Source organism: Photobacterium galatheae (assembly GCF_000695255.1).
Classification (GTDB): domain Bacteria; phylum Pseudomonadota; class Gammaproteobacteria; order Enterobacterales; family Vibrionaceae; genus Photobacterium; species Photobacterium galatheae.
Genome location: NZ_JMIB01000043.1, coordinates 43,890 through 64,319, shown reverse-complemented (window position 1 = coordinate 64,319; position 20,430 = coordinate 43,890). Strand labels below are relative to the sequence as shown.

25 protein-coding genes are annotated in these 20,430 nt (G+C 48.7%); 7 read left to right on the top strand and 18 right to left on the bottom strand.

Annotated features, from left to right (window positions below; translation table 11 throughout):
* Positions 1 to 2: 2 nt before the first annotated feature.
* Entirely contained in the window at positions 3 to 938 is a 936-nt protein-coding gene (locus tag EA58_RS19400) for a DMT family transporter (protein WP_051642250.1), read from the bottom strand.
* A gap of 190 nt (positions 939 to 1,128) precedes the next feature.
* Here EA58_RS19400 and EA58_RS19395 point away from each other — a divergent pair, with 190 nt between their 5' ends.
* The 3 genes from EA58_RS19395 (at position 1,129) to EA58_RS19385 (ending at position 4,194) form a co-directional block, all read left to right on the top strand.
* Positions 1,129 to 1,578 carry an Lrp/AsnC family transcriptional regulator gene (locus tag EA58_RS19395; protein ID WP_036756823.1) on the top strand — a complete coding sequence of 150 codons (450 nt, stop codon included), beginning with the start codon at positions 1,129 to 1,131 and terminating at the stop codon, positions 1,576 to 1,578.
* Positions 1,579 to 1,815: 237 nt separating this feature from the next.
* Positions 1,816 to 2,184, top strand: coding sequence for a diacylglycerol kinase (locus EA58_RS19390; RefSeq protein WP_036756821.1), 369 nt, complete (start codon positions 1,816 to 1,818; stop codon positions 2,182 to 2,184).
* Between the two features lie 39 nt (positions 2,185 to 2,223).
* The gene (locus EA58_RS19385; RefSeq protein ID WP_036756818.1) at positions 2,224 to 4,194 is read left to right on the top strand and encodes an LTA synthase family protein; all 1,971 of its coding nucleotides are present in this window, start codon (positions 2,224 to 2,226) and stop codon (positions 4,192 to 4,194) included.
* A 94-nt stretch (positions 4,195 to 4,288) separates the two neighbouring features.
* On the opposite strand, the gene EA58_RS19380 is transcribed toward EA58_RS19385, so the two are convergent.
* On the bottom strand, positions 4,289 to 6,304 hold the full coding sequence (locus EA58_RS19380; protein WP_036756816.1) for a TonB-dependent siderophore receptor: 2,016 nt from the start codon (positions 6,302 to 6,304) through the stop codon (positions 4,289 to 4,291).
* Positions 6,305 to 6,461: 157 nt separating this feature from the next.
* On the opposite strand from EA58_RS19380, the gene EA58_RS19375 reads away from it, so the two are divergent.
* Entirely contained in the window at positions 6,462 to 7,517 is a 1,056-nt protein-coding gene (locus EA58_RS19375; RefSeq protein WP_161781083.1) for a helix-turn-helix transcriptional regulator, read from the top strand.
* A gap of 21 nt (positions 7,518 to 7,538) precedes the next feature.
* The gene (locus EA58_RS19370; RefSeq protein WP_036756806.1) at positions 7,539 to 7,760 is read left to right on the top strand and encodes a hypothetical protein; all 222 of its coding nucleotides are present in this window, start codon (positions 7,539 to 7,541) and stop codon (positions 7,758 to 7,760) included.
* A 1-nt stretch (position 7,761) separates the two neighbouring features.
* Here the strand turns inward: EA58_RS19370 and EA58_RS19365 are convergent, their stop codons facing one another.
* The 4 genes from EA58_RS19365 to EA58_RS19345 form a co-directional block, all read right to left on the bottom strand.
* A complete protein-coding gene (locus EA58_RS19365; protein ID WP_051642249.1) occupies positions 7,762 to 8,328 on the bottom strand; it encodes a DUF4145 domain-containing protein in 567 nt (188 codons plus the stop codon).
* Positions 8,329 to 8,441: 113 nt separating this feature from the next.
* Positions 8,442 to 9,266 carry an AraC family transcriptional regulator gene (locus tag EA58_RS19360; protein WP_036756804.1) on the bottom strand — a complete coding sequence of 275 codons (825 nt, stop codon included), beginning with the start codon at positions 9,264 to 9,266 and terminating at the stop codon, positions 8,442 to 8,444.
* Between the two features lie 152 nt (positions 9,267 to 9,418).
* Positions 9,419 to 9,634, bottom strand: coding sequence for a DUF6500 family protein (locus EA58_RS19355; protein ID WP_036756801.1), 216 nt, complete (start codon positions 9,632 to 9,634; stop codon positions 9,419 to 9,421).
* 803 nt (positions 9,635 to 10,437) lie between these two features.
* Positions 10,438 to 10,974 carry a DUF2937 family protein gene (locus EA58_RS19345; protein ID WP_036756795.1) on the bottom strand — a complete coding sequence of 179 codons (537 nt, stop codon included), beginning with the start codon at positions 10,972 to 10,974 and terminating at the stop codon, positions 10,438 to 10,440.
* A 577-nt stretch (positions 10,975 to 11,551) separates the two neighbouring features.
* Between EA58_RS19345 and EA58_RS19335 the strand changes: the two genes are divergently transcribed.
* A complete protein-coding gene (locus EA58_RS19335; RefSeq protein WP_036756792.1) occupies positions 11,552 to 11,854 on the top strand; it encodes a hypothetical protein in 303 nt (100 codons plus the stop codon).
* Positions 11,841 to 12,443 carry a hypothetical protein gene (locus EA58_RS19330; RefSeq protein WP_200872208.1) on the top strand — a complete coding sequence of 201 codons (603 nt, stop codon included), beginning with the start codon at positions 11,841 to 11,843 and terminating at the stop codon, positions 12,441 to 12,443. The genes EA58_RS19335 and EA58_RS19330 overlap by 14 nt, the downstream gene beginning before the upstream one ends.
* A gap of 15 nt (positions 12,444 to 12,458) precedes the next feature.
* Here the strand turns inward: EA58_RS19330 and EA58_RS19325 are convergent, their stop codons facing one another.
* The 12 genes from EA58_RS19325 to EA58_RS19270 all read right to left on the bottom strand — a co-directional run bounded on the left by EA58_RS19325 (position 12,459) and on the right by EA58_RS19270 (position 20,407).
* Positions 12,459 to 12,929 carry a GNAT family N-acetyltransferase gene (locus tag EA58_RS19325; protein WP_036756790.1) on the bottom strand — a complete coding sequence of 157 codons (471 nt, stop codon included), beginning with the start codon at positions 12,927 to 12,929 and terminating at the stop codon, positions 12,459 to 12,461.
* Between the two features lie 137 nt (positions 12,930 to 13,066).
* Positions 13,067 to 13,651 (bottom strand): nucleoside deaminase, encoded by a 585-nt coding sequence (locus EA58_RS19320; RefSeq protein ID WP_036756788.1) that lies wholly within the window; start codon positions 13,649 to 13,651, stop codon positions 13,067 to 13,069.
* A 162-nt stretch (positions 13,652 to 13,813) separates the two neighbouring features.
* Complete coding sequence (locus EA58_RS19315; RefSeq protein WP_036756785.1) at positions 13,814 to 14,125, bottom strand: hypothetical protein; 312 nt, start codon at positions 14,123 to 14,125, stop codon at positions 13,814 to 13,816.
* 109 nt (positions 14,126 to 14,234) lie between these two features.
* Complete coding sequence (locus EA58_RS21910; protein ID WP_200872207.1) at positions 14,235 to 15,020, bottom strand: hypothetical protein; 786 nt, start codon at positions 15,018 to 15,020, stop codon at positions 14,235 to 14,237.
* Positions 15,021 to 15,198: 178 nt separating this feature from the next.
* A complete protein-coding gene (locus EA58_RS19305) occupies positions 15,199 to 15,432 on the bottom strand; it encodes a hypothetical protein (RefSeq protein ID WP_036756782.1) in 234 nt (77 codons plus the stop codon).
* A 40-nt stretch (positions 15,433 to 15,472) separates the two neighbouring features.
* On the bottom strand, positions 15,473 to 16,111 hold the full coding sequence (locus tag EA58_RS19300) for a glutathione S-transferase family protein (protein ID WP_036756779.1): 639 nt from the start codon (positions 16,109 to 16,111) through the stop codon (positions 15,473 to 15,475).
* Positions 16,112 to 16,153: 42 nt separating this feature from the next.
* Positions 16,154 to 16,561: a GFA family protein gene (locus tag EA58_RS19295; protein WP_036756777.1), complete on the bottom strand. Its 408-nt coding sequence runs from the start codon at positions 16,559 to 16,561 to the stop codon at positions 16,154 to 16,156.
* Positions 16,562 to 16,801: 240 nt separating this feature from the next.
* Positions 16,802 to 17,752, bottom strand: a complete 951-nt coding sequence (locus tag EA58_RS19290) for a helix-turn-helix domain-containing protein (RefSeq protein WP_036757044.1) — start codon at positions 17,750 to 17,752, stop codon at positions 16,802 to 16,804.
* Positions 17,753 to 17,830: 78 nt separating this feature from the next.
* Complete coding sequence (locus tag EA58_RS19285) at positions 17,831 to 18,604, bottom strand: MBL fold metallo-hydrolase (protein WP_036756774.1); 774 nt, start codon at positions 18,602 to 18,604, stop codon at positions 17,831 to 17,833.
* Positions 18,605 to 18,776: 172 nt separating this feature from the next.
* On the bottom strand, positions 18,777 to 19,118 hold the full coding sequence (locus EA58_RS19280) for a hypothetical protein (protein ID WP_036756771.1): 342 nt from the start codon (positions 19,116 to 19,118) through the stop codon (positions 18,777 to 18,779).
* Positions 19,119 to 19,217: 99 nt separating this feature from the next.
* On the bottom strand, positions 19,218 to 19,679 hold the full coding sequence (locus tag EA58_RS19275; RefSeq protein WP_036756768.1) for a hypothetical protein: 462 nt from the start codon (positions 19,677 to 19,679) through the stop codon (positions 19,218 to 19,220).
* A gap of 164 nt (positions 19,680 to 19,843) precedes the next feature.
* Entirely contained in the window at positions 19,844 to 20,407 is a 564-nt protein-coding gene (locus EA58_RS19270) for a dihydrofolate reductase family protein (protein WP_036756766.1), read from the bottom strand.
* Between the last annotated feature and the right edge of the window lie 23 nt (positions 20,408 to 20,430).

Sequence of the window (20,430 nt, the reverse complement as noted above, 5' to 3'; positions counted from 1 at the left end):
TCTCACCCCGCTCTTTGTCTGCGTAATTTTTTCAGTAGGTTACTATGACTGACCGGCAGCACTTCACTGGCAGCCAGCGCACCCATCACAATCAGCGCCATGGCCAGCATCGTCTGCTCTGACAGCGGCTCTGAAAATAAAGGGATCGCCATCAAGGCTGCCAAAACCGGCGTAAACGAACCCAGTGCCGCACTCACTTCTGCCCCCAGCCTTGAAATCGCCATGGTATAGCAAAGGCTGGACACAATACCCACCCCGACACCTTGCACCAGAAAATGATAAAACACCTCATGATGATCTGAAGACAGCAGGTTGAAGGACATTTGACCGCTGAGTGCACCCATCGTTAATAAAAGGCAGCCTGAAATGGCGATCACCGCAGCCCCTTCCATCGCAGAGAGTCCGGATAACCGCATGGCGATGGTAAACCACGCCCAACTGAAACTGGCGAACAGCAGAATACTGTAACCGAGCAGCATGCCAGGCTGACCGGCCGCGAATGATTTGGCAACAAATCCCACCACGCCAATCGCGATGAGGATCAGTCCCGCTTTTCGGGCCGGTGAAATCGTTTCCCGGTAACAGAAGACGGCGATTCCCGAAACAAACAGTGGCAGGATACCGGGGATCAGCGACGCGCCATCCGCAACGGGGACATACTGTAAGCCTTGTCCGGCAATCAGGAAATAAGGAAGCCCGGCTCCCCAGCAGATCAGGAGCAGGTAGCGTTTTGGCGTTTGAAGGATACGTTTGAACTTGTGCCGGCATAACCAACTGAACAGCAAAGCTGCCGGAACAAAGCGAATCAGCGCAATATCAGCTGTGGTGAGATTCGAGTGGCTGGAAGCGCGAAGCGAAAGGAAAAAACCGGACCAGATCAGTAAGGTGATTATCATCGCTGACAGCCCTGTCAGCAGCGTGGAGGCGGACTTTTGCATTGTGTGAATCCTGACAATTGAGTTATCTCCAGTATCAGTTATTGTCAGGGAGAAAAGTTGGCAAAATTGGCCTTCATCATGAGTATTTTTGGTAGGTTTTACTAATATTTTTGATAATTTTAGTTTGTTTTCCCTATTCTCGGCGAAAGGGATTTCAAGATTCAGCGACAGAATAAAGGCGGCAAGGAATATGGATAAAAAAGACAAGCAGATATTGCAGGAAATTCAACGGGATGCACGGCAAAGCACAGCGGAAATTGCCGACAAAGTGGGTTTGTCCGTGTCACCTTGTGCCAGACGAATTAAAAAACTGGAATCAGACGGCATTATCTCGGGGTATCAGGCGACGCTGGACAGACAAAAACTGGGATTGATGATGACTTTTTTCGTCAATGTCAGCCTGAATAATCACAATGATCAACCCATTGATGCGTTTGAAAAAGTGGTCGGTGACATGACGGAAGTGATCAGTGCGCATGTCATTTCCGGAGCTTACGATTACCTGCTCGAAGTGGTCGCCAGAGATTTGCCGCATTACGAGGCTTTCGTCCGTCAGCTTCAACTGTTAACCATGGTGAAGGATATCCATACCAATCTGGCCATCAGAACCGTGAAAACCGGGCAGCAGCTCCCTGTTTAATTCATTACGCGTGGTGGCGGGGCTATTTCTTAAGTGATTCTTAAGGAATGGCTGTCAGGATGGGGGCATTTTGAGATGGATGTTCTGACGAGAGACATTTGGGGCGTGTTAAACATCACAAAATGACGAAACAAGGTCAGCCTGAATTGGAGTAAGCTCATAACTAAGCAACTTACTGCTGACATCAAAGCAATTTTTCACTATTTTGTCCGACTTTAAAATTAGACAAGGAACACTATGAAGCCTGGTAACACTGGGGTCGTTCGCATCGTCAAGGCAACGGGTTATTCGATGCAGGGCCTGAAAGCGGCGTGGCAAAATGAAGCTGCGATCCGACAGGAAATTTGTCTGCTTGTGCTGCTTACTGCCATTTCATTTTTTCTGCCCGTCAGTTTCGTTGAACACATCCTTCTGATTGCCAGTTTATTTCTGGTGGTCATTGTGGAACTGCTGAACTCAGCGCTTGAAGCTGTGGTTGATCGGATCGGCAGCGAAATTCATGAACTGAGTGGACGGGCAAAAGATATTGGTTCTGCGGCAGTGTTTGTTTCACTGCTTCTTGCTGGTGGGATCTGGCTGGCGATTTTATTCAAGTTGTACTGGTAGTCCGTTTTTCCGGATGCCGTTTATTCGGATGTAGTTGTAATGCAAAAACTTAAACAAAAGACAGGGTTGCTGTTCCCTGTCATCCTGTTTTCCCTCATGTCTCTGGTTTTCCTGAGTCTTTCCCGAGTACTGCTGACGGCCTGGCAGGCTGAGCACGTGACGGGTTGGCAGGACTGGATGATGATTCTGGTACAAGGCGTCAGGATCGATATCTCGACGCTGTGCTGGCTCCTTTTGTTACCTTCTTTGCTGCTCACGCTCCTGCCGGTTCAGGGGATCGTTGGTAAATTCTGGTTGTTCCTGCTCAGAGTCTGGCTGGTGGCTGGCCTTTGGGTGCTGGTTTATATGGAACTGGCGACACCGACTTTTATTACAGAATATAACCTACGTCCGAATCGCTTGTTTCTGGAATACCTGATTTACCCGAAAGAAGTCTTCAGCATGCTCTGGGTTGGTTACAAGCTGGAACTGGCGATTGGCTTGCTGGGAACTTTGCTGACTTTGTTCCTGGGCTGGAAACTGAGTGGTTACGCTGTGCGTGATTTGAACGCACCGAAATGGTTCTGGCGTCCGGTACTGGCAGTCGTTGTGATTGTCGTTGGTGTCATGGGTGCCCGGTCAACATTACAGCATCGTCCACTGAACCCAGCTATGGTGGCGTTTTCGACGGACCCGCTGTTAAATGATCTGACGCTGAACTCGGCATACTCAGTGATCTTTGCAGCGAAAAACATGGGTTCTGAGAAAAATGCAGAAGAATTCTATGGCAAGATGCCACTGGATGAAGTCGTTGAAATGGTGCGTCAGGCATCGGGTCGTCCAGACAGCTTTATCTCTGACGATATTCCGACGCTGAATACTAACCTGCCCACATTCGAAGGGAAAAAGAATCTGGTGATTCTGTTGCAGGAAAGTCTGGGGGCGCGTTTTGTTGGTGCGTTGGGGGGACTGCCACTGACCCCGAATCTGGATCAGCTGATGCAGGAAGGCTGGAACCTGACGCAGGTCTACGCCACGGGAACCCGTTCTGTCCGGGGCATTGAAGCGATGACCACCGGGTTTACGCCAACGCCTTCGCGCGCCGTTGTGAAATTGAGTAAAAGCCAGACCGGTTTTTACACCATTGCAGAACTGCTGGCGCGCCAGGGCTACCATACCCAGTTTATTTATGGGGGGGAGAGCCACTTCGACAACATGAAGTCTTTCTTCCTCGGCAATGGTTTTGAGGAAATTGTCGACCTGCCTGATTTTGAAAATCCGAAATTTGTGGGGTCGTGGGGCGCGTCGGATCAGGATCTGTATCAGATGGCGGATCAGCAATTCACCCGTCTTCACAATACCGGTCAGCCGTTCTTCAGTCTGGTCTTCACCAGCAGTAACCATTCACCATATGAGTTCCCGGACGGTGAGATTGAGCTGTATGAACAGCCTGAGCACAGCCGAAATAATGCGGTGAAATATTCAGATAAAGCCTTGGGTGAGTTTTTCGCGAAAGCCAAACAGTCTGAATACTGGAAAGACACTATCTTTATTGTGATTGCAGACCATGACGCCCGCGCAGAAGGGAAAGTACCTGTGCCGGTGGACCGTTTCCACATTCCGGCCGTGATTCTGGGTGGGGATGTGCAGCCGCGTCAGGATGATCGTCTGGCCAGTAATATTGATATGGCGCCGACCCTGCTGTCACTGATTGGTGCGGAGAATACGTCACCGATGATTGGTCATGACCTGACAAAAGACGTGGCACCGGAATACCAGCGTGCCATGATGCAGTTTGATAAGAACTTTGGCTATCTGACCAAGGATAAGCTGGTCGTTCTGCAGCCGGGTAAAGCACCGATTGGTTATCACTATGATTTTGGTGCGCAGTCGATGACACCAGCTTCAGTCAATGAGGCCGAATCTAAGCGTGCGCTGGCTCATGCCCTGCTGGGTGGCAAGCTTTACCGTCAGGGAAGTTATAAGTTGCCACTGGCGACGGAGCAGCAGCTCGCCAGTGCTGACCAGTAAGTTCTGCATTCTGAAGAACTGGAAAGAAAGCCGCCTGTGATGGGCGGCTTTTTCGTTGGTTGGCAGGGGAATCAGATGCGAGTGAGCATTCTCGTCAGAATTGATAGGAAGCCGAGATCTTGATGTTACGTCCCGGTTCCAGATCCGCAGTATTCAGTCCGCGTGCGGTACCGGAGCGGGAGGCGTGCGAGACATAAGCTGCATCGAACAGGTTGTCGATGCCAAAGGTCACGACCAGTCCGTCGATTTGCTGTGGCGCCCACTGCGCGTAAATGTTGTGTACATCATAACTGTCTTTCACCGGTGTGCCCGGCAGGACGTTATCTTCTTCAAGGACGAACTGGCCCCGGTAGCCCAGATAGAGATCGTAATCATACAGGCTGTAATCCAGCGCGAGACCGATGCTGTCACCGACATCACTGCTGCGGCCATTGGAGGCAATGATTGGGGTGTTGTTGGTTGTATTTTTATTATCTGCCTTGGCGTAAGAGAGCTTCGCCATCAGCGCATCATAACCGTAATAGAAGCTGGCTTCGAAACCTTCGATTTCAGCATCGCCATTGTTAAAGAAGATATATTTGCCGTCGCTGTATCGGTCAGCCAGATAATCATCTAATTGGGTCTTGAACACTGTCAGGGTAGAACCATAGCTGCTGAGTCCCTGATGATAGTTCCAGCGCAGGCCTCCCTGAGTATTCTGGCCGGTTTCCGGCTTAATATCTTCAGCCAGGAAGGTGACGTCCTGGAAGTTCACGAAAGTTTCCAGCAGCGGCGGTGCTTTGAACAGGGAACGGGTGCTGGCAAACAGCGTCAGGTTCTCTGTCACGTCGTAATCTGCGGCCAGAGCCCAGTTGACATCATCAAAGGTTTTATCGCCAGTCAGGGCATCCCGATCGACAGCATCGTAGCGAAGGCCGGGTGTGACGGTGAACGCATCGGTGATCTGGATGCTATCTTCCAGATACAGTGCCCAGGCCGTGAAGGTTTCCTTCATCTTCGGTTGTGCGCCATACTGACTCTTGCTGTCCTGAATATTGCCTTCACCGCCATAGCGGAACGTATGTTGCGTGTTGCCCAGATTCACGCTGGAAACCGCCAGAATGGTTGTTCCGGTATTGATGTTTTCAGCGGTGTTGACACTCTGCCGGTTCGGCGGCCATGGCATCAGGCTGGATTCATCACGTTTGAGCTGAATCTGGTTCTGATACAAAGTCACAGACAGATCCAGTACATCCCCCTGATTCAGATGATAACGGGCACTGAAAGTATCGCGATCGTAGTGGGTCGGGGTCAGCTGATCCTGTGTCAGACCGTTGTTGGCAGCCGTTGACATATCCGGACGGGGGTTATAGTCGCCTTTATCGCGATAGCGGTCATAGGTGAACTGAAGGCGCTGGTTCGCCGCAGGTTCCCAGCCCAGTTTCAGCATCATATCGTCTACCGTGCCGTCATAGCCGAGCGTTTCTTTCCCGTTTCCGTCTTTGAAATTGTCCCGATCGATCTGGTAGGCATAGAAAAGTGCATCCAGTGATTCTGTGAGCTGGCCATACAGAGACAGTGAACCCTGGGTAAAGGCGTTGCTGCCATATCCGGCAAAGAACCGTGCACCGTATAATTCGCCGGGACGCAGCAAATCTTTGGCGGATTTGGTCTCAAACATCACTGAACCGCCCAGACCATGGTTCAGGACTGAGTTTGCCCCGACCTGAACATCGACGGCCTGAATGATGTCCGGGTTCAGTGTCAGGTTCCCCACGTGGTGGAACATATTGGCATACTGTGAAGCGCCATCTAAGCGAATATCCAGATCCGTTTCGCCGAGCCCCCGGATATTGATGCGCTGGTTCACTGAATGGGTGCCACCCACATCTACACCAGGGATATCCCGCAGTAAATCCGAGAGGTGATCGGCCTGACGGACGGAAATATCTTCATCGGTGATAAATTCAGACGAACTGGAGACTTTAGCACCCCAGACGACAACTTCGTCGAGGTGCTTTTCTTGTTCTGCCGCAAGTGTTTGAAAAGGCACAGAGAGTAAAGTGGCGATGGTAATCGAAAGTGTGGAAACTCTGAATGGTGAAACATCAAAATGTTGGTCATTGAACATGTGAGCTTGGTCCTACCTGTGACATAACCATAAGAATTATCAGTAATGATATTGATTCGCATTCATGATATTTTCGTGGGCAGATTTTGAGAAGGCAGGATCGTTATGCCAAATCGTCTAATAGTTATTGGCAAATGACACAGTGGAGATGGAGTTGATGAAAGTGACCAATCCTGAAAAGAACCCTTCGAATACGCTCAGAAAGCGTGTCGTGATGGCCAGATTGAGTCAACACAGTCACTGTGCAGATCGCATCCTGTCAGACAACAGGCAACCAAATGAGACGCTGTTAGAGGGGAAGTTTCAATACAGCCAGTTTCGCAGCGGACTGATTGTACAAGCCGGCACCTTCCATGAATTGGTCGATGCGGACGTGCTGTCCAATGCCGGTCCTTGTGTTTGTATTACGCTGTTACTGGCAGGCCGGATTCGGTTTGGCTACGACGCAATGGATAATGTGCTGGATGCCCGTGATGGCGCAAAAGCGATTGCGGTGAATCTGGCTCGTCAGTGTGCCTTCAGGCGTCATATTGTTGCCAATGCGCAAGAGATCCGAAAGGTGAACCTGCTGGTGAATCCGGAATGGTTTGATAAAAATAATCTCTCTCTGCCTGAACCGCTCAGTCAGTTCTTGCAAACCCATCTGGCGCGCTGGCGGTGGCAGCCGGATCAGGAAATGCTGCATCTTTGCGAAGAGATCTTAGCGGTAGAACAGGTTGATGACCCCTGGCTGCATCAGTTGATGCTGGAATCGCGAGGGCAGCAGATTCTGATAAAGTTATGCCGGCAACTGGTGAACAGCGAATCGGCACAGTTTCAGCCAAGGAATCATGAGATGCAGCAAATCCCCGATCAGTTATCGGGCGTGGTTGCGTATTTAGAGGCACATTTGCATCATGACGTACGCTTACAGGAGGTGGCTTCGGCATCGGCGATGAGTGTCAGCGTACTACAACGCCGTTTTCGGACCGGACTTGGATGTACCGTTTTCGACTATGTTCGCAACCGTCGCCTGGAAAAAGCGAGGGATATGATGCAGTTGGAAAATATCTCGGTGAGTGAAGCCGCCTATTTATGTGGGTATCATCATCCGTCGAATTTTATTACCGCATTCAAGCGGAAGTTTGGTGTCACGCCGGGTGAGTGTGGTGCGAGCGCTGGCATGGCGGACTCGCCGGTTTTTAAAAATTCGGCTTTTCATCATGAGTCGTAATGACGTTTAAGGAGTGGAACTATGACAGCCGTCTGGATTGTTGCCATCATTTTTGGGGCGCTCGTGTTGCAACAATATCTGCGTCTTCAGGCGAAGCAGCAGGAGAGTGCACGTTTGGCGAGTAAAGAAGCCGAGTTACTGCGGGCTGAGATGAGCGAGCTGAAAGCACGTGTGGCGGTACTGGAGAAAATTGTGACGGACAAAGGTTATCAAATTCAGGATGAGATTGATCATCTGCCTTAACTTAATCAGCCAGAGCAGCTTCCTCTGTCATCGCCTGACTGAGCGTTTGTTCCAGTTTGTCCAGTAACGGTCCGGAACGCATCAGGATCAGTTCTGCTTCCTCGGTGTGCACGAATTGCCCTTGTGAAGCAAGGTTACCGAGTTTGACGATTTCAAGCAGCGCATCTGCCAGATGTTGCTGCAGGATGTTTTCTTTTGCCAATTTGGTTAATCGGGTTGTGAGAGCGAAACGAGAAGAGGGTAAATCTGGCTGATATTGCCGAACAATTTTTTCAATTTCCACCCGCTGCGCAATAAAAGCCAGGGATGTGTCCACCCCCTGGAAACCATTGGTCGGGAGAGCGCCGTCAATTTCTGCCGAAGCTTGTTCGACTTTTTTCAGGACGTTTTTCATTTCAACTTTGATGCCCCCCGGTAATTCCAGTGATTTCAGATATGGAAAAACCCAGGGCAAAGCGGCTAACACCATCAGCACAATGGTAATGGCATCGATATCTACGGAGGAGATAAAGAGATGCACATAGGCCAGAGAGAGAAAGACGATTGAGAAGGTCGTTGAAATGATCATCACGGTTTTCCTTCCGGATAGCACGCCCATGGTAATGACGGAATGAATTGTTCGGATTCCTTTCTTGAGGCGCGTGTGAAGTGAATGCTAATAATGTAGCAGGCAAAAGTTTGCTACACATGTTTCATATAACGTCCGGGTGTGATCCCCATAGCACTTTTGAAATGACGATGGAAATGGCTTTGATCGTGGAAACCGGCTTCAATGGCTGCATCTTTAATTGCGATTCCCTGTTTTAACAGGCGTCTTGCCAGTCTCAGTCTGACCTGTATTTGATAGGCGTGTGGCGGTAAACCAAATTTACGTTTAAACGCGCGCACCAGACTGTACGGGGTCATGCAGGCCAGTGCAGCCAGTTCTGTGAGCGTGATCTGCCAGTTTGGATACTCATCCAGAAACTCTTTCACCATCGCCAGCGCTTTGTCTGAGCCTTTGGCCGGTTTGATATCGATGCGTGAACATCCCTGCCGGATAACCAACTGAGTCAGTGCCGTGTAGATGAGCGTTTCTCTGTATATTGGATCTGATGAATGATCTAAAGTATCAAAGAGTTGCCGAAAATGAGCGGCAAGCTGGTCGTCTCTGACAACCGATTGCCGGAAATAGGGGGCACCGTATTCGGGTTTGCCCAAATCTTCACTGATTTGCTCAAAGAGCTGGGGGAGCGGATACATGGCCCGGTAACTCCAGCCATTCTCTGTGGCGGCATAGCCGGTGTGAATTTCATCGGCATTGACCAGAATGATGGTATTTTGCGGCGCCAGATGTTCCGCGCCGTTATGATAAAACCCTTGTGTGCCTTGACTGATCACACCCACACAGTACCCTTCATGAGCGTGCCGGGAAAACGTCTGCTCGATGTATCTGGCATTGAGATAGTCCAGCCCTTCAATTTCACTGACCTGACCATAAGTGATTGCTTGCTTTTTCTTTGTCATCGGTGCTTCCTGAGTCTTTCTCCCCGCATCCGGTCAATGTACCGTACTTTGCCTGATTTGTTTTGTACAAAGTTGTCTGGGTTGTGGTCGTCAGGTGAAACCGATGCTCAATGGCGGACATGGTCTGGTGATGAAAGCAGGGCTCGCCTCAATTACCCTTTTTCGACCATCTCAACAATCTTTCTTGCCTTTTCGAAGTGATCGAGCTGATGCGTCTGAATCCACCAGGTGGCGGCTTCCATGAGTAATTCCGGGTCATCGTTTTTGTTGGCAAAAAAAGCGTAAAAAGACACACCGACGTTCTCGCCTTTTTGATCAATTTTCTTTTTGCAGACTTGAATGATTTTTTGTCGTAATGAATCGCGCATGTTGATTTCCTGAATAGTGGTGACTGGGTCGTTAAGTCTGATCGGCGAACGATTTGAATTGCGAGTAAACATTGAAAATAATGTTTCCTTGTTCATTCTCTATGACATAGATGGTATATGTGTCTCGAATGTCAATGATAATTTTATTATCGTTTGTTAAATGAACTTTATTACTCCTGCTTGTAGATAAAATTGAGTTTTGAATGAGCAGAGTTAATGTTGATTGCTTTATATCTTTAATGTCACCTTCAGAAAGAAACCATTGGCTTCTATAGCTTTTGGGTTGATATAGTAAAAGTGATTTTGCACCTTCTAAACTGTCAGGAAAACCAAGCTGAGGGAGATTTTCTAATAGAAGGAATCTTTTTTTGTGTCCTGTTTTAGATAGTCGAGTGAGTTGTTTTATATTCTCTGAAGTGGCCGGAATAAAATCGATTTTCTCATGTGAGTACTGAGCGATGATAGTCTCATGAGTCAAAATTGTCTTTTGAGAGAGGCTGTAGTAATAGAGCACGCCAATCGTTACCAATGAGATCAAGATCAAAATGAATAAGTTCTTTATTTTTATCTTGTTATTAATCATATTATCAAAACTTTTTATCTATGGCTTCCGAGTCCTCAATTATAAGGATATGAATCGGAATAGCGATACATTTCTTTTTGTTTAAATTAATTAGATGCTCGTCGATAACTTGTTGTTTTTTAGATAAATATAACCCTCGATGATTTCGGATATAATGCGATGCTCTTTTTTGTCCTCCGTCTGATGTTTATTTTTGCACCCCAAACACCCGAAATTATAGTTATCGGGCGGGAGTGACGCGTTGAGCGGATGACTGGGTTGCCATCTGGTGTTGACGGCGTTTTGTCAGGAATGAAAATGGCAGGGTGATGATGAGGTTGGCCAGCAGAGCCGTGATGACACCAAAAGCAATGCCGCTGAGGGTGAAGGGGATGCCAGGCTTGAAGTTTGTCAGTGTTTTTTCCAGATCGTGAAGCCGGGTTGGATGGAACATATACATCACTTTTGAAAACAGATTGCCTTGTCGGAATACTGTCATCCCGTTTTGCAGCGACTGATAGCGCGCGAGGGTTGCCTTTTTCTGATTGGCATCGGCCCGGACACTGGGCTCTTCATTGGTTAAATGCCTTTCTATCATGGCTTGCACACTGGTATAGCCGAACCGGTGAGCTGTAGCCTGATAACCATTGACCTGCCATTGGGTCGATTCATACATTCCGGCAAGATACTGCTGATAATGATCAGCCAGCAAAGGCAGTTGAAGTGCGAGCAGCAAGGCCGCACCGAATATCAGCTTATCAAGCAGCTTTCCAATCATGGTTTCTCTCCTGCTCAGATCATCAGCCGACAGGCTGCGTTTTCCAGAAATGGTCATCGTGTAAAAGAGCACTTTACACAGTGTCGTGATAACCCGCGACGAAGGAAAGCGACATTTACGGTCTGGATCAAGACATCAATGATTCATGATTGAATGATCGATTCAGATTCAATCAAACCTGATCTTTGTCCCATTTTTAATGGTGACTGTAAATAAAGTAAAAATGACAGGCTGAAACGACATTTGGAAATGTAAATTTTCATTTTAATCAATTGGTTAGCGTGATATTTTTGAGCGAAATATCTCACGATGGATTGATTATGGACAGTGATCGAAAAAAGCAACCGATAAGGTATGTGAACGCGGGATTTAAGCCCCTGGATGATCATCTGTTTTTAAACAAACCGCCTGTTCAAACCCTCGAAAAGACAGAAGAGCCAGCGGCTGACTTTGAATGTAATGTCCTCATTTATTGCACCCCGGATGAGCTTCGTTCGTTACAAACCGGTTTCTGGACCCTGAAACATACAGAAAAAGAAAAATCGATCATGCATTATCCGGTTTAACCCAGGCCCGCATGAAACAGCAAGCTGAACTTGCAGGGATAAATTGGTTTGATGAAGTATTAGTCCATCCCGAGGACTTTGAAGAAGATTCAAATATTCAGCAGTTGTGGCAAAAATTATCGGCGCAGCCGTTAGGAAGCATCACGCCTGAACATTGGGCGGATGAAGTCAGCCGATTCGGTCATTTGTGGATTCATCGGCCCCATGATGCTCTCATCAACCCAGGCTGTACAAGTGCTTATGAGTGGTTTGTGAATAAACCCAACCGAGATGCGAAAGATAATATCGTGAGGCAAAAATTTGAAAACAGTTAATTGGTCATGGCCTTTTATTGCCATTGTATTGTTCAGTCTGGCAGGCTGTTCATCCTTTGGTGAAACCAAAACAATTGCCAGAATCGGTAATGCAGGCTCTCTGGATGGTCGCTACATTCTGAAAAGAATCTTTATTCAAGATGCCCGAGGCGCCTGGGTGAACTTTGGTTATGGTGCCGTGAATGGTTATTCCGGCGCCAGTTCAGATATTGGGGCAATCAGCTATCCGCAATATATTGAGGGGTTCTGGTCAAAAGGTTGGGATAAAAGTGAAAGATACTTCAAGATTTCAGCGCCGATCGATTTGGAATTGGCAAAACAGAAAATAGATACGCTTCGAGACTATTATGTTGATTTTCATGACTTTATAGCGGCATTGATTGTTACAGTAGACGGGCCTCGTATCCGGGTTTTCTATACAATGAATTGTTTTTATGAATATGATGAATGTACGCCACGTAAAAGTGCCGATCCAAATGGTTGGGTTGTACCTTCTTCTCATGGCTTGAATGATGTCGTTCTACTGTTCGACGGTATCGGCGAATCTTCAGATACGCCATTTCCGGGGTCGCCATACGATAAAAAATGATGCAGAGCCTTGTTCTCAATGCTGGTCCGGATCAGCCAATGATTTGCCGGGTTTGATGACAAAGCCGCGCTCAATGCCGGATTGAAACCCGATTTTTTCGTAGAGCTGGTGGGCAGCATGTCGGGTTTCCCCAGAGAGCAGCATGACTTTATAGCAGCCCATTTCCCAGGCCAATGACAGGGCATGTTCGAGGACTTTCCGGCTGAGTCCTTGTCGTCTGAATGCTTCTGCCGTAATTACATGCTCAATGACCCCAAACGGTTTACCACCATTGGTCAGCGTTGGAATCACTCCTAACTGACAGCTTGAGGCGAGCTGGCCGCCGATGTCGGCGACGATAATTTTGGTGTGATGATGATTCAGCAGGTCTTGCCAGCAATCGCGGGCGTTTTGGCCGGAAAGTACCGGATCCTGTGGTCGAAGTGTCCGATAGAGCTGAAGCAGCTTGTCTAAATCATCCCATTGGCAGCAGCGAATCGTTTCCATCAAGGCTTTCCATTAAAGTTTTCCATCAAGGCTTGTCACAAGCGACTCGCAACTGCTTTTCATAAAAGCGGCTCACAATAGCTATACACAAAAGATTTCTGAAAAGATTATCCTAGTTCAGTGGCAATGTTCTGTACTTAGGAAGCCGTGTCCTGATGAACGGCACACAGTCCTTTCCAGTCTTCCAGATCTTGCGCCGGTTTTTCTTTCCGGAAGCGGGCGTACAGTGCAATCCCGGTTTGATCTTCCAGAATACTGACCTGAAGTCCCTTGGCGAGCAGCATCCCCTCATTTCCTGATGCATTGGTCACATCACCAATGACGACGCGGGCAAACCCACGCATGTATAACAAAGTCGCGCAGACGTCACATGGACTCAGGCTGGTAAACAGGGTTGTTTTGCTGAAATCAATCCGGCCGGCATCCCGAATGGCAGAGGTTTCACCGTGGTTATACGGGTGGTCTTCCTGAACCAGAGTATTGTGGCCTTTTCCGACAATCTGGCGGGTTTCATTATCGATGATCACGGCGCCAATCGGACAGCCGCCCTCAAGATAGCTTTTTTCTGCCAGAAGAACGGCAATGCGCATGAAATCGGCATCAGACAGCTGCTGCGTGAAGTTGCTGTCCATCAGTACGGGCAGGCTTCGGGTTGGCATATGGGCGATGGCTCTGAGTGCTGCTTCATGTTTTTGCGAGTCTTTTGTGAGTAAAGGCGTCATGCGGTGCTCTCTTTGAGGTGCTTTTTTGAATAGACAGATGTCATGCCGGAAGTATAACGTCTGTTTGAGTTGTTTCTGCCTGAAAGTGAATCGTTTTTTCTGCAATATGGACGCCCTCACACGATGAGTGGCGCTAACCTGTAACCGCGCGCTGAAGATGTGTTATTGGATGATCTCCAGTACACCTTCATGATTGCTGACCTTGAATTTTTTCCCTTGCAGCGCTTCGAGCGATAGGCCGTTGAGTGTGACAAAGCTGCCAATTTGCGTCCCTTTGCCAAGCTGAACGGCACCGATTTTGAGCGGGTATTTGTTGATGTAGTGACCTTCCGTATCCGCTGTAAACAAACTGTCGAATGAAACCATGCCTGAATGACCGTCTCGGGGAATTTCAGCAAAAAAGTAGTTCACAGAGAGACTGACACACCCGAGTACCAGGAGTGCCGCAAGGCAGATGAGGAATCGTTTTTTCATGGGTTGCTCATTCATCATATTTGTCCTATTTCTTTTTTATGGCTGATGCTGATTGTCTGAGGCGACCTTGTTCAGGATGAGATGAGAACATCTCAGGCGTTTTGGGGAGTCAGCCTGCGACAGATTGGGCAACTTTCCAGATCCGAATACAAAATGCGCCAAAGTCCGATTGGCTGATGAGGTTTCCGGCCGGGTGTGCATAGTTGGATAATTGGCTGTAGAGCTTCGTCTCCGGGGATGAATTATCCAGTACCAGCACAACATATTGATCTTGTTCTACGGCGTTGGAGGATAACTTGCGAAAGTCGTTCTCAAGGTCATTCAGCACTTTCCTTTGATATTGACCGCCGAGTATTTTCAGCTCAATCGCAAAGTGACCTTTTTTGTAGATATCAAATTTATACCGGGTTGCATTGGTGCGCAGATCATTATCATTGAGGTAAAGATAGATATCTCCCTGCATCCACAGTTCCCGACAGCCGCCAATGTTCAGAATTTTCGCAATCTGTGCGTGTCGGTCTTTGAAATACGTTGAAAGCCATGCGACAGCAGGCTGATGTTCCATGCTTTTTGCGAATGCGTCTGTGCCTTCGCATACCTCACTTTCATCGCTGAAATCTGAAACGATGTAATCGTCGTAATCAATTTTCTGATAAGTACCTGCATCGAGCTTGAGGGTATGGAATGCTTCCTCACCGTTTTGATCCGAAAAGTTCACTTCCAGCCAGATTTGATCATCTTCATCGACTGCCCAGACTTTCCAGAGTAAATCTGAGTGCGCCAGTCTGGAATAGGTTTGTGCTGTCGAATAAAGGGGATCATCCGGGTTTTGCGATGCAGAAATCAGGTCTGGTGGCACTTGGGTGACACGGACTAAATAGTGAAGCTTTTTCAAATGAATCTCGTTTGATGTGGTTTTTCTGAAAGTCCTCAGCATAACAAAAATGTATTTCATTGTGCCGCTGAGGACTCAGGTTTTAAAGTTCACCGGATTCTGGAAAGCAAGGACTCATTTTTTTGATAACCAAAAGACTGACCGTGAATCGAAAAATCCTGTGCACTTTTCATTGAAATTATTTTTCCCGGGCTAAATCGATGATCGCCTGAATGGCATGCCTTGCCTGCGGGCTGTTATGCCAGCAGGTTGAACCCATCATGTGAGAGATTTGTTTGGTGATGTCTGCCGGGTCTTCATTTGCCAGTTGCGCGAGCGAAGAAAAGCCGATTTGCTCAAGCCGTGAGACGACCGTTTCTCCAACACCTTTCAGTGCCAGCATTTTTACTCTTTCAGCTTCAGTAAATTTCATCGGTTATACCTCATCCTGGAGATTTGTTGAGACAGAAAACCTATTGGTAAGCCGTTAAAGGGGTGCCTTCAGTCTCACACGCCCTCCGGATTGCAGGTCGCTGTGCCAGTGTTCTTAAATATCGGCCTAAATGTTCGAAAGCAAGCGGTGGCCGGGTCAATTCGCTGGCCCAGTGCGACAGCATGAACAGGAAAAAATCGCAGACGCTGATGTGGTCACCAACCAGAAAATTTTTGCCTGCCAGCGATTGGTCAACAAAAGCGAACATGTCGGTGATTCGGGCTTCCTGTGCGCTGGCAATGGCATTTGCGGTGTCAGGAAGTGTGGTGTGCCTGTCCGGATAAAAATACAGCATCAGTTCTGGCTGAAGGGTAGTTGTCAGGTAAAACAGCCACTGAAAGAAACGGGCTCTGTCCGGATCGCCGATTTCAGGAAGCAGATTGCTTTCCGGGTGTTTTTCGCACAGATGTAAGCAAATGGCCGCACTTTCAGTAATGATTTGGTCATTATCCGCCAGTGTCGGAATGCGCCCGGTCGGATTCAGTTTCAGGTATTCGGGCGATTTTTGCTGTTCAGATTTTCGGTCGACCAGAATCAGTTCAAATACTGTGTCGATTTCTTCAAGCAGCATGTGTGGCGCCCAGCTGGCATTTCTCGGGTAATAAAACAGTTGATACATGGCCATCTCCTTTGGTTTGTGAAATGTCTGGATGGAGTGTCGTTATTTCCGGCCCGGTTCATGGGCTTCGTATTGCGGGAGGTCGATCCCCAGACTGTCCCAGTTGGCTTTGGAGGTGACAAAATTATGGGAGATAGGTCTTTCAGCAATGTCACTGTCGAGAATGCCTAATCTGAGCCGGATTCGGGTGGGATCGGCAGCATTTGCGCTGTAAACCGGGGCCGCACAGTGACTGCAAAAATAGCGTTTTCGGCCCGAACGTAACTCAAAAGACTTCAGTAATGCCTGACCTTGGGTGATCGTGAAATCTTCAAGATTGACAAAGCCGTTGGTGGCGAATGCAGAGCCGGTCGACTTTCTGCATAAAGAACAGTGACAGTGAATGATATCGCTGATTTTTCCAGTGATGGATAGCTGAACACCACCGCAGAGGCAGCTTCCCTGATACATACGATTTCCTTGCTGTTAAGCCAATGAATGTTGTTGAGCCAATAAAGTTGACGTGCATCCCCTGTGAGATTCCCAGACGATTCATCAGGACATCACCGGAAAAATCGGCCTGAGAGTGCTGTCAGGTGCCAAGTATTTTACCTTGGGTCATTGATTGATTTCACGGTCATGATTGAATGGAAATCTATTTTTGTGCGTTTGAGCAACCGGATGAATACGATGGTGCTTCGTTGTGTCAATTCAGGTGATCTGAAATGATCGGCGCCATTCACTGGGCGTGACATTGAATTTACGTTTGAAATGATCCCGCAGTGAAGTGGCGGAGGTAAAACCGGCCTGACTGGCAACGGACTCAACCGGCAATGTAGTTGTTTCAAGCAGTTCCTGAGAACGCTGAAGTCGTTCCGAGAGTAACCACTCACCGGCAGAAACGCCAGTGGCTTTATGGAACTGGCGGGTAAAGGTTCGGCGGGTCATCATCACGCGATCAGCTAGGCTGTCGAGATCATGCTGCAGATGCAGGTGGTTGCGCAGGAATTCAAGCAGACTGTTCATGCGGGCATCCTGTGTGGTGGCGGGCACCGGGCGCTCAATGAACTGCGCCTGTCCGCCGTCGCGATGGGGCGGAATGACCATGCGGCGGGCAACTTTATTGGCTATGGCACTGCCATAGCGCTGACGCAGCAGGTACAGGCAACAGTCCAGTCCGGCAGCCGTACCGGCTGAGGTCATGATGTTGCCGTCTTCGACGTAGAGAGAGTGGGTATCCAGCGTGATGTCGGGGAAGCGATTTTTGAAGTCCTGTTCAAACTCCCAGTGCGTTGAGGCACGGCGGTTGTTTAATAATCCGGCATAGGCCAGCACATAAGTCCCCAGGCAAAGGCCGACAATCTGAGCACCGCGTTGATGGGCTTCACGCAGAGCATTCAGTAAGGCTTCGTCGGGCAGTGCTTTGGTTTTTCGCCAGAAAGGCACCACAATGATGTCGGCGTCACTCAGTCCTTCAAGACCATATGGCGGTTCAACCGTCAGGCCATGACTGGATCGAAGCGGCCCGCTTTCTCCGGCACAGATCCGCAGGTTGAACAGCTTCATATCTGGCAGAATGTCATCAAAAATGATGCAGGGCACCGAAAAATGAAAGGCACTGAACTGATCAAACGCAATCACTGCAACTGTCGGTAACGTCATGTTTTTTTGCTCCTTGCCGTCGCCCTTCACCGGATAGCCTGCCCGGAAACGGGCAGGGCACAACATCATAGAGAATGATCAGGCAAAAGTGTATGACTCACCATCTTCCGGTACCAGTGTCCGGTCTGTCATTTGTTGCTCAGCCAGATAGTCGCGCAGCGCCGGGCGGGACAGCACGGCATGGTTGACCGCTTCCATATGGCTGGCGATCAGGGTTGCTTTTGGTGCGGCCTCATAGACACTGCGGACATCTTCTTTGTTCATGATGATCGGGCCAAGGCCAGTGATTTGTGCATCCCCGCTGTTGAGTACAATCACATCAGGCTGAAATTGCGTAATACTGTTGTGAACATGAGCGTTCCAGACGGTATCTCCGGCAATATAAAGCGTCTGTTCGTCAGGGTGCCGGAACACAACGCCAGAGACTTCGCCCATGCGTTCCCCCAGCACCGCCATTAAATCATCGCTGCCATGCTGGCCGCCGGTCATGCTCAGAGTGATGCCGTCGTAGTCTGTGTGTTCAGACAAAACCCGAATATTGGTGAAACCGGATTGCTGAATGATTGCCGCATCATGTTCATGCTGAGCAAAAATCAGCAGGTCTTTCGGAATGACCTGTTTAGCGACTTCGTCCCAGTGATCCGGGTGGGTATGGGTGACGATGATGGCATCGACATCGAGCAGTGTTTCAAGGGGAAAAGGCAATTCGACTAGCGGGTTTCTCAGGTGGCTGTTGGGCGTGCCTTCGAATCCCGGATAGGTGCCTTTTTCCGCCAGCATGGGATCGATCAGGAATTTTTTTCCTGCATAGTCGATGATGAGGGTGGCGTTACGCACTTGTGTAAATTTCATGGCTGACTCCTGAATGACATGGCACTTGAAAGATTTGTGTGTGGAACAGGCGCCATTATCTTGCTGTCAGCCTTGATGGTGTGAGTGGCCCGTGGGACAGATAACCATGAAATCGGGACAGATTGAAAGATTGAACAGATGGAAATGCTGTGTGATGGATCTGCGTTGTGATTCAGCGCAGGCGCTCACCCCATTGACCGTTGTTTTCCCGCGCACAGTCTTCTTCAGTATCGTAGTGAATTTGGCTGGCCGGTTTTTTCAACCGAATACCGGCTGAATTCAGTTTCTGGCTGATCCGTGCATCGAGTACAGTTTTCCCGTCTTCTGCAAGGAACGTTGACCGATTTTCATTAGTATCGAAGACACAAATGATGCGGAGGCTATTCGGGAAGTCGGCATAATTCACCCGATGGGTAAGCCACTGAAAACCGGTATAGGTTTCAAGGGCATGATTGCAGATATCAGTCAGGATCACTCTGAGTTGGTTTTCAGTTTTCTTGTCAGTTTTTCGCATTTTGGTATTGAGATGTCAGGGTTGATTTCAGCCAATACGGTAACTTTTTCATGGGTCCTGTCAATCTGACATCTTGTTTACAGCCGAGGAAGCCGGGTTTTATTGAACACCAAACTGAATTTCGACAACATTTTTGTCTGAATCCGGCCCGCACCAGGTGTGGTAGACCTCGCGGCTTTCACCGGTCAAGCTGTGTTCCTGATCCCGGATCGCTTTGACAAGCGGCTGATATCCTTTCTCAAATAAATGTTCCAACGGCCCTTCATAGACAGCGCTGGCACACTGGAAACGGGTTAATTCCCGGGCCTGAACGTCGTCATTCAGGAATTCATCGCATTCGCCGGCAACCGGCAGACAGAATTCAATCTCGAATTCAGTGTGATTGTCCTGTGGCAGATTGTCAGCCACAAAATGCCACGGGCCGGTCACATGGAGATTGGATTTATCAATGATGTCCTGAATGATCCGGCAACTGTCGACACTGGCCGGACCGACTTCAGAAATCATCAGGCGGCGGCGGACAGATAACACCTGGCCGATGTGAGTCTCTTTGATTTGCATGGGGAGTCCTATCAATCTGTATAAAAATCATGTGCTGAAAATGCAGCCAGTATTTCAGTAATCTGCCAACGTGACAAAGACAGCGTATGGGTCTGGAATAATCATCACAATATGTGTTCGGTTGCATTTTTTGGTTGAGTGTACCGTGATGCCGGGTACGCTAATCACGCATTGTTCACGCAGTATTTGATCTGGATGAAATCATTCGCAAACGCTGTTGCTGTGATCTGCTCAAGTTTGACTGGCCTGTCGAGCGAACCAAACAGCGGAATGCCTTCCCCCAGCAGCACCGGGGCCTGCGTGACCGTGATTTCCTGAATGAAGCCTAAATTGAGAAAAGAAGTGATGGTTTGCCCGCCATCGACATAGGCATGGGTGTATCCCTGACGGGTCAGGCGAGTGAGCAGCGTCTGAATGTCACCGGCATAGATTTCTACCGGACTGTGGCAATGGGCGGGCGGTGTTTTCAGCGTCTGGCTGAGTACGATGATCGGCAGATCGCCATAGGGCCATTGTTCGGGTGATAAGTGCATGGCGTTAATCACTTCCATGCATTTTCGGCCCATGATCATACAGTCTACGTTGTTGATGAAATCGTTGAACCCCATGTCCTGATTGTCGCCTAAATCTGCATTCGGGTTGCCTGCGGTATGCAGCCATTCAACACCGCCATCGGGGGTTGCAATATAACCATCAGCACTGATGGCGATAAAAACAGAGCATTTCATGGCGAGATTCCTTGTTGCCGTTT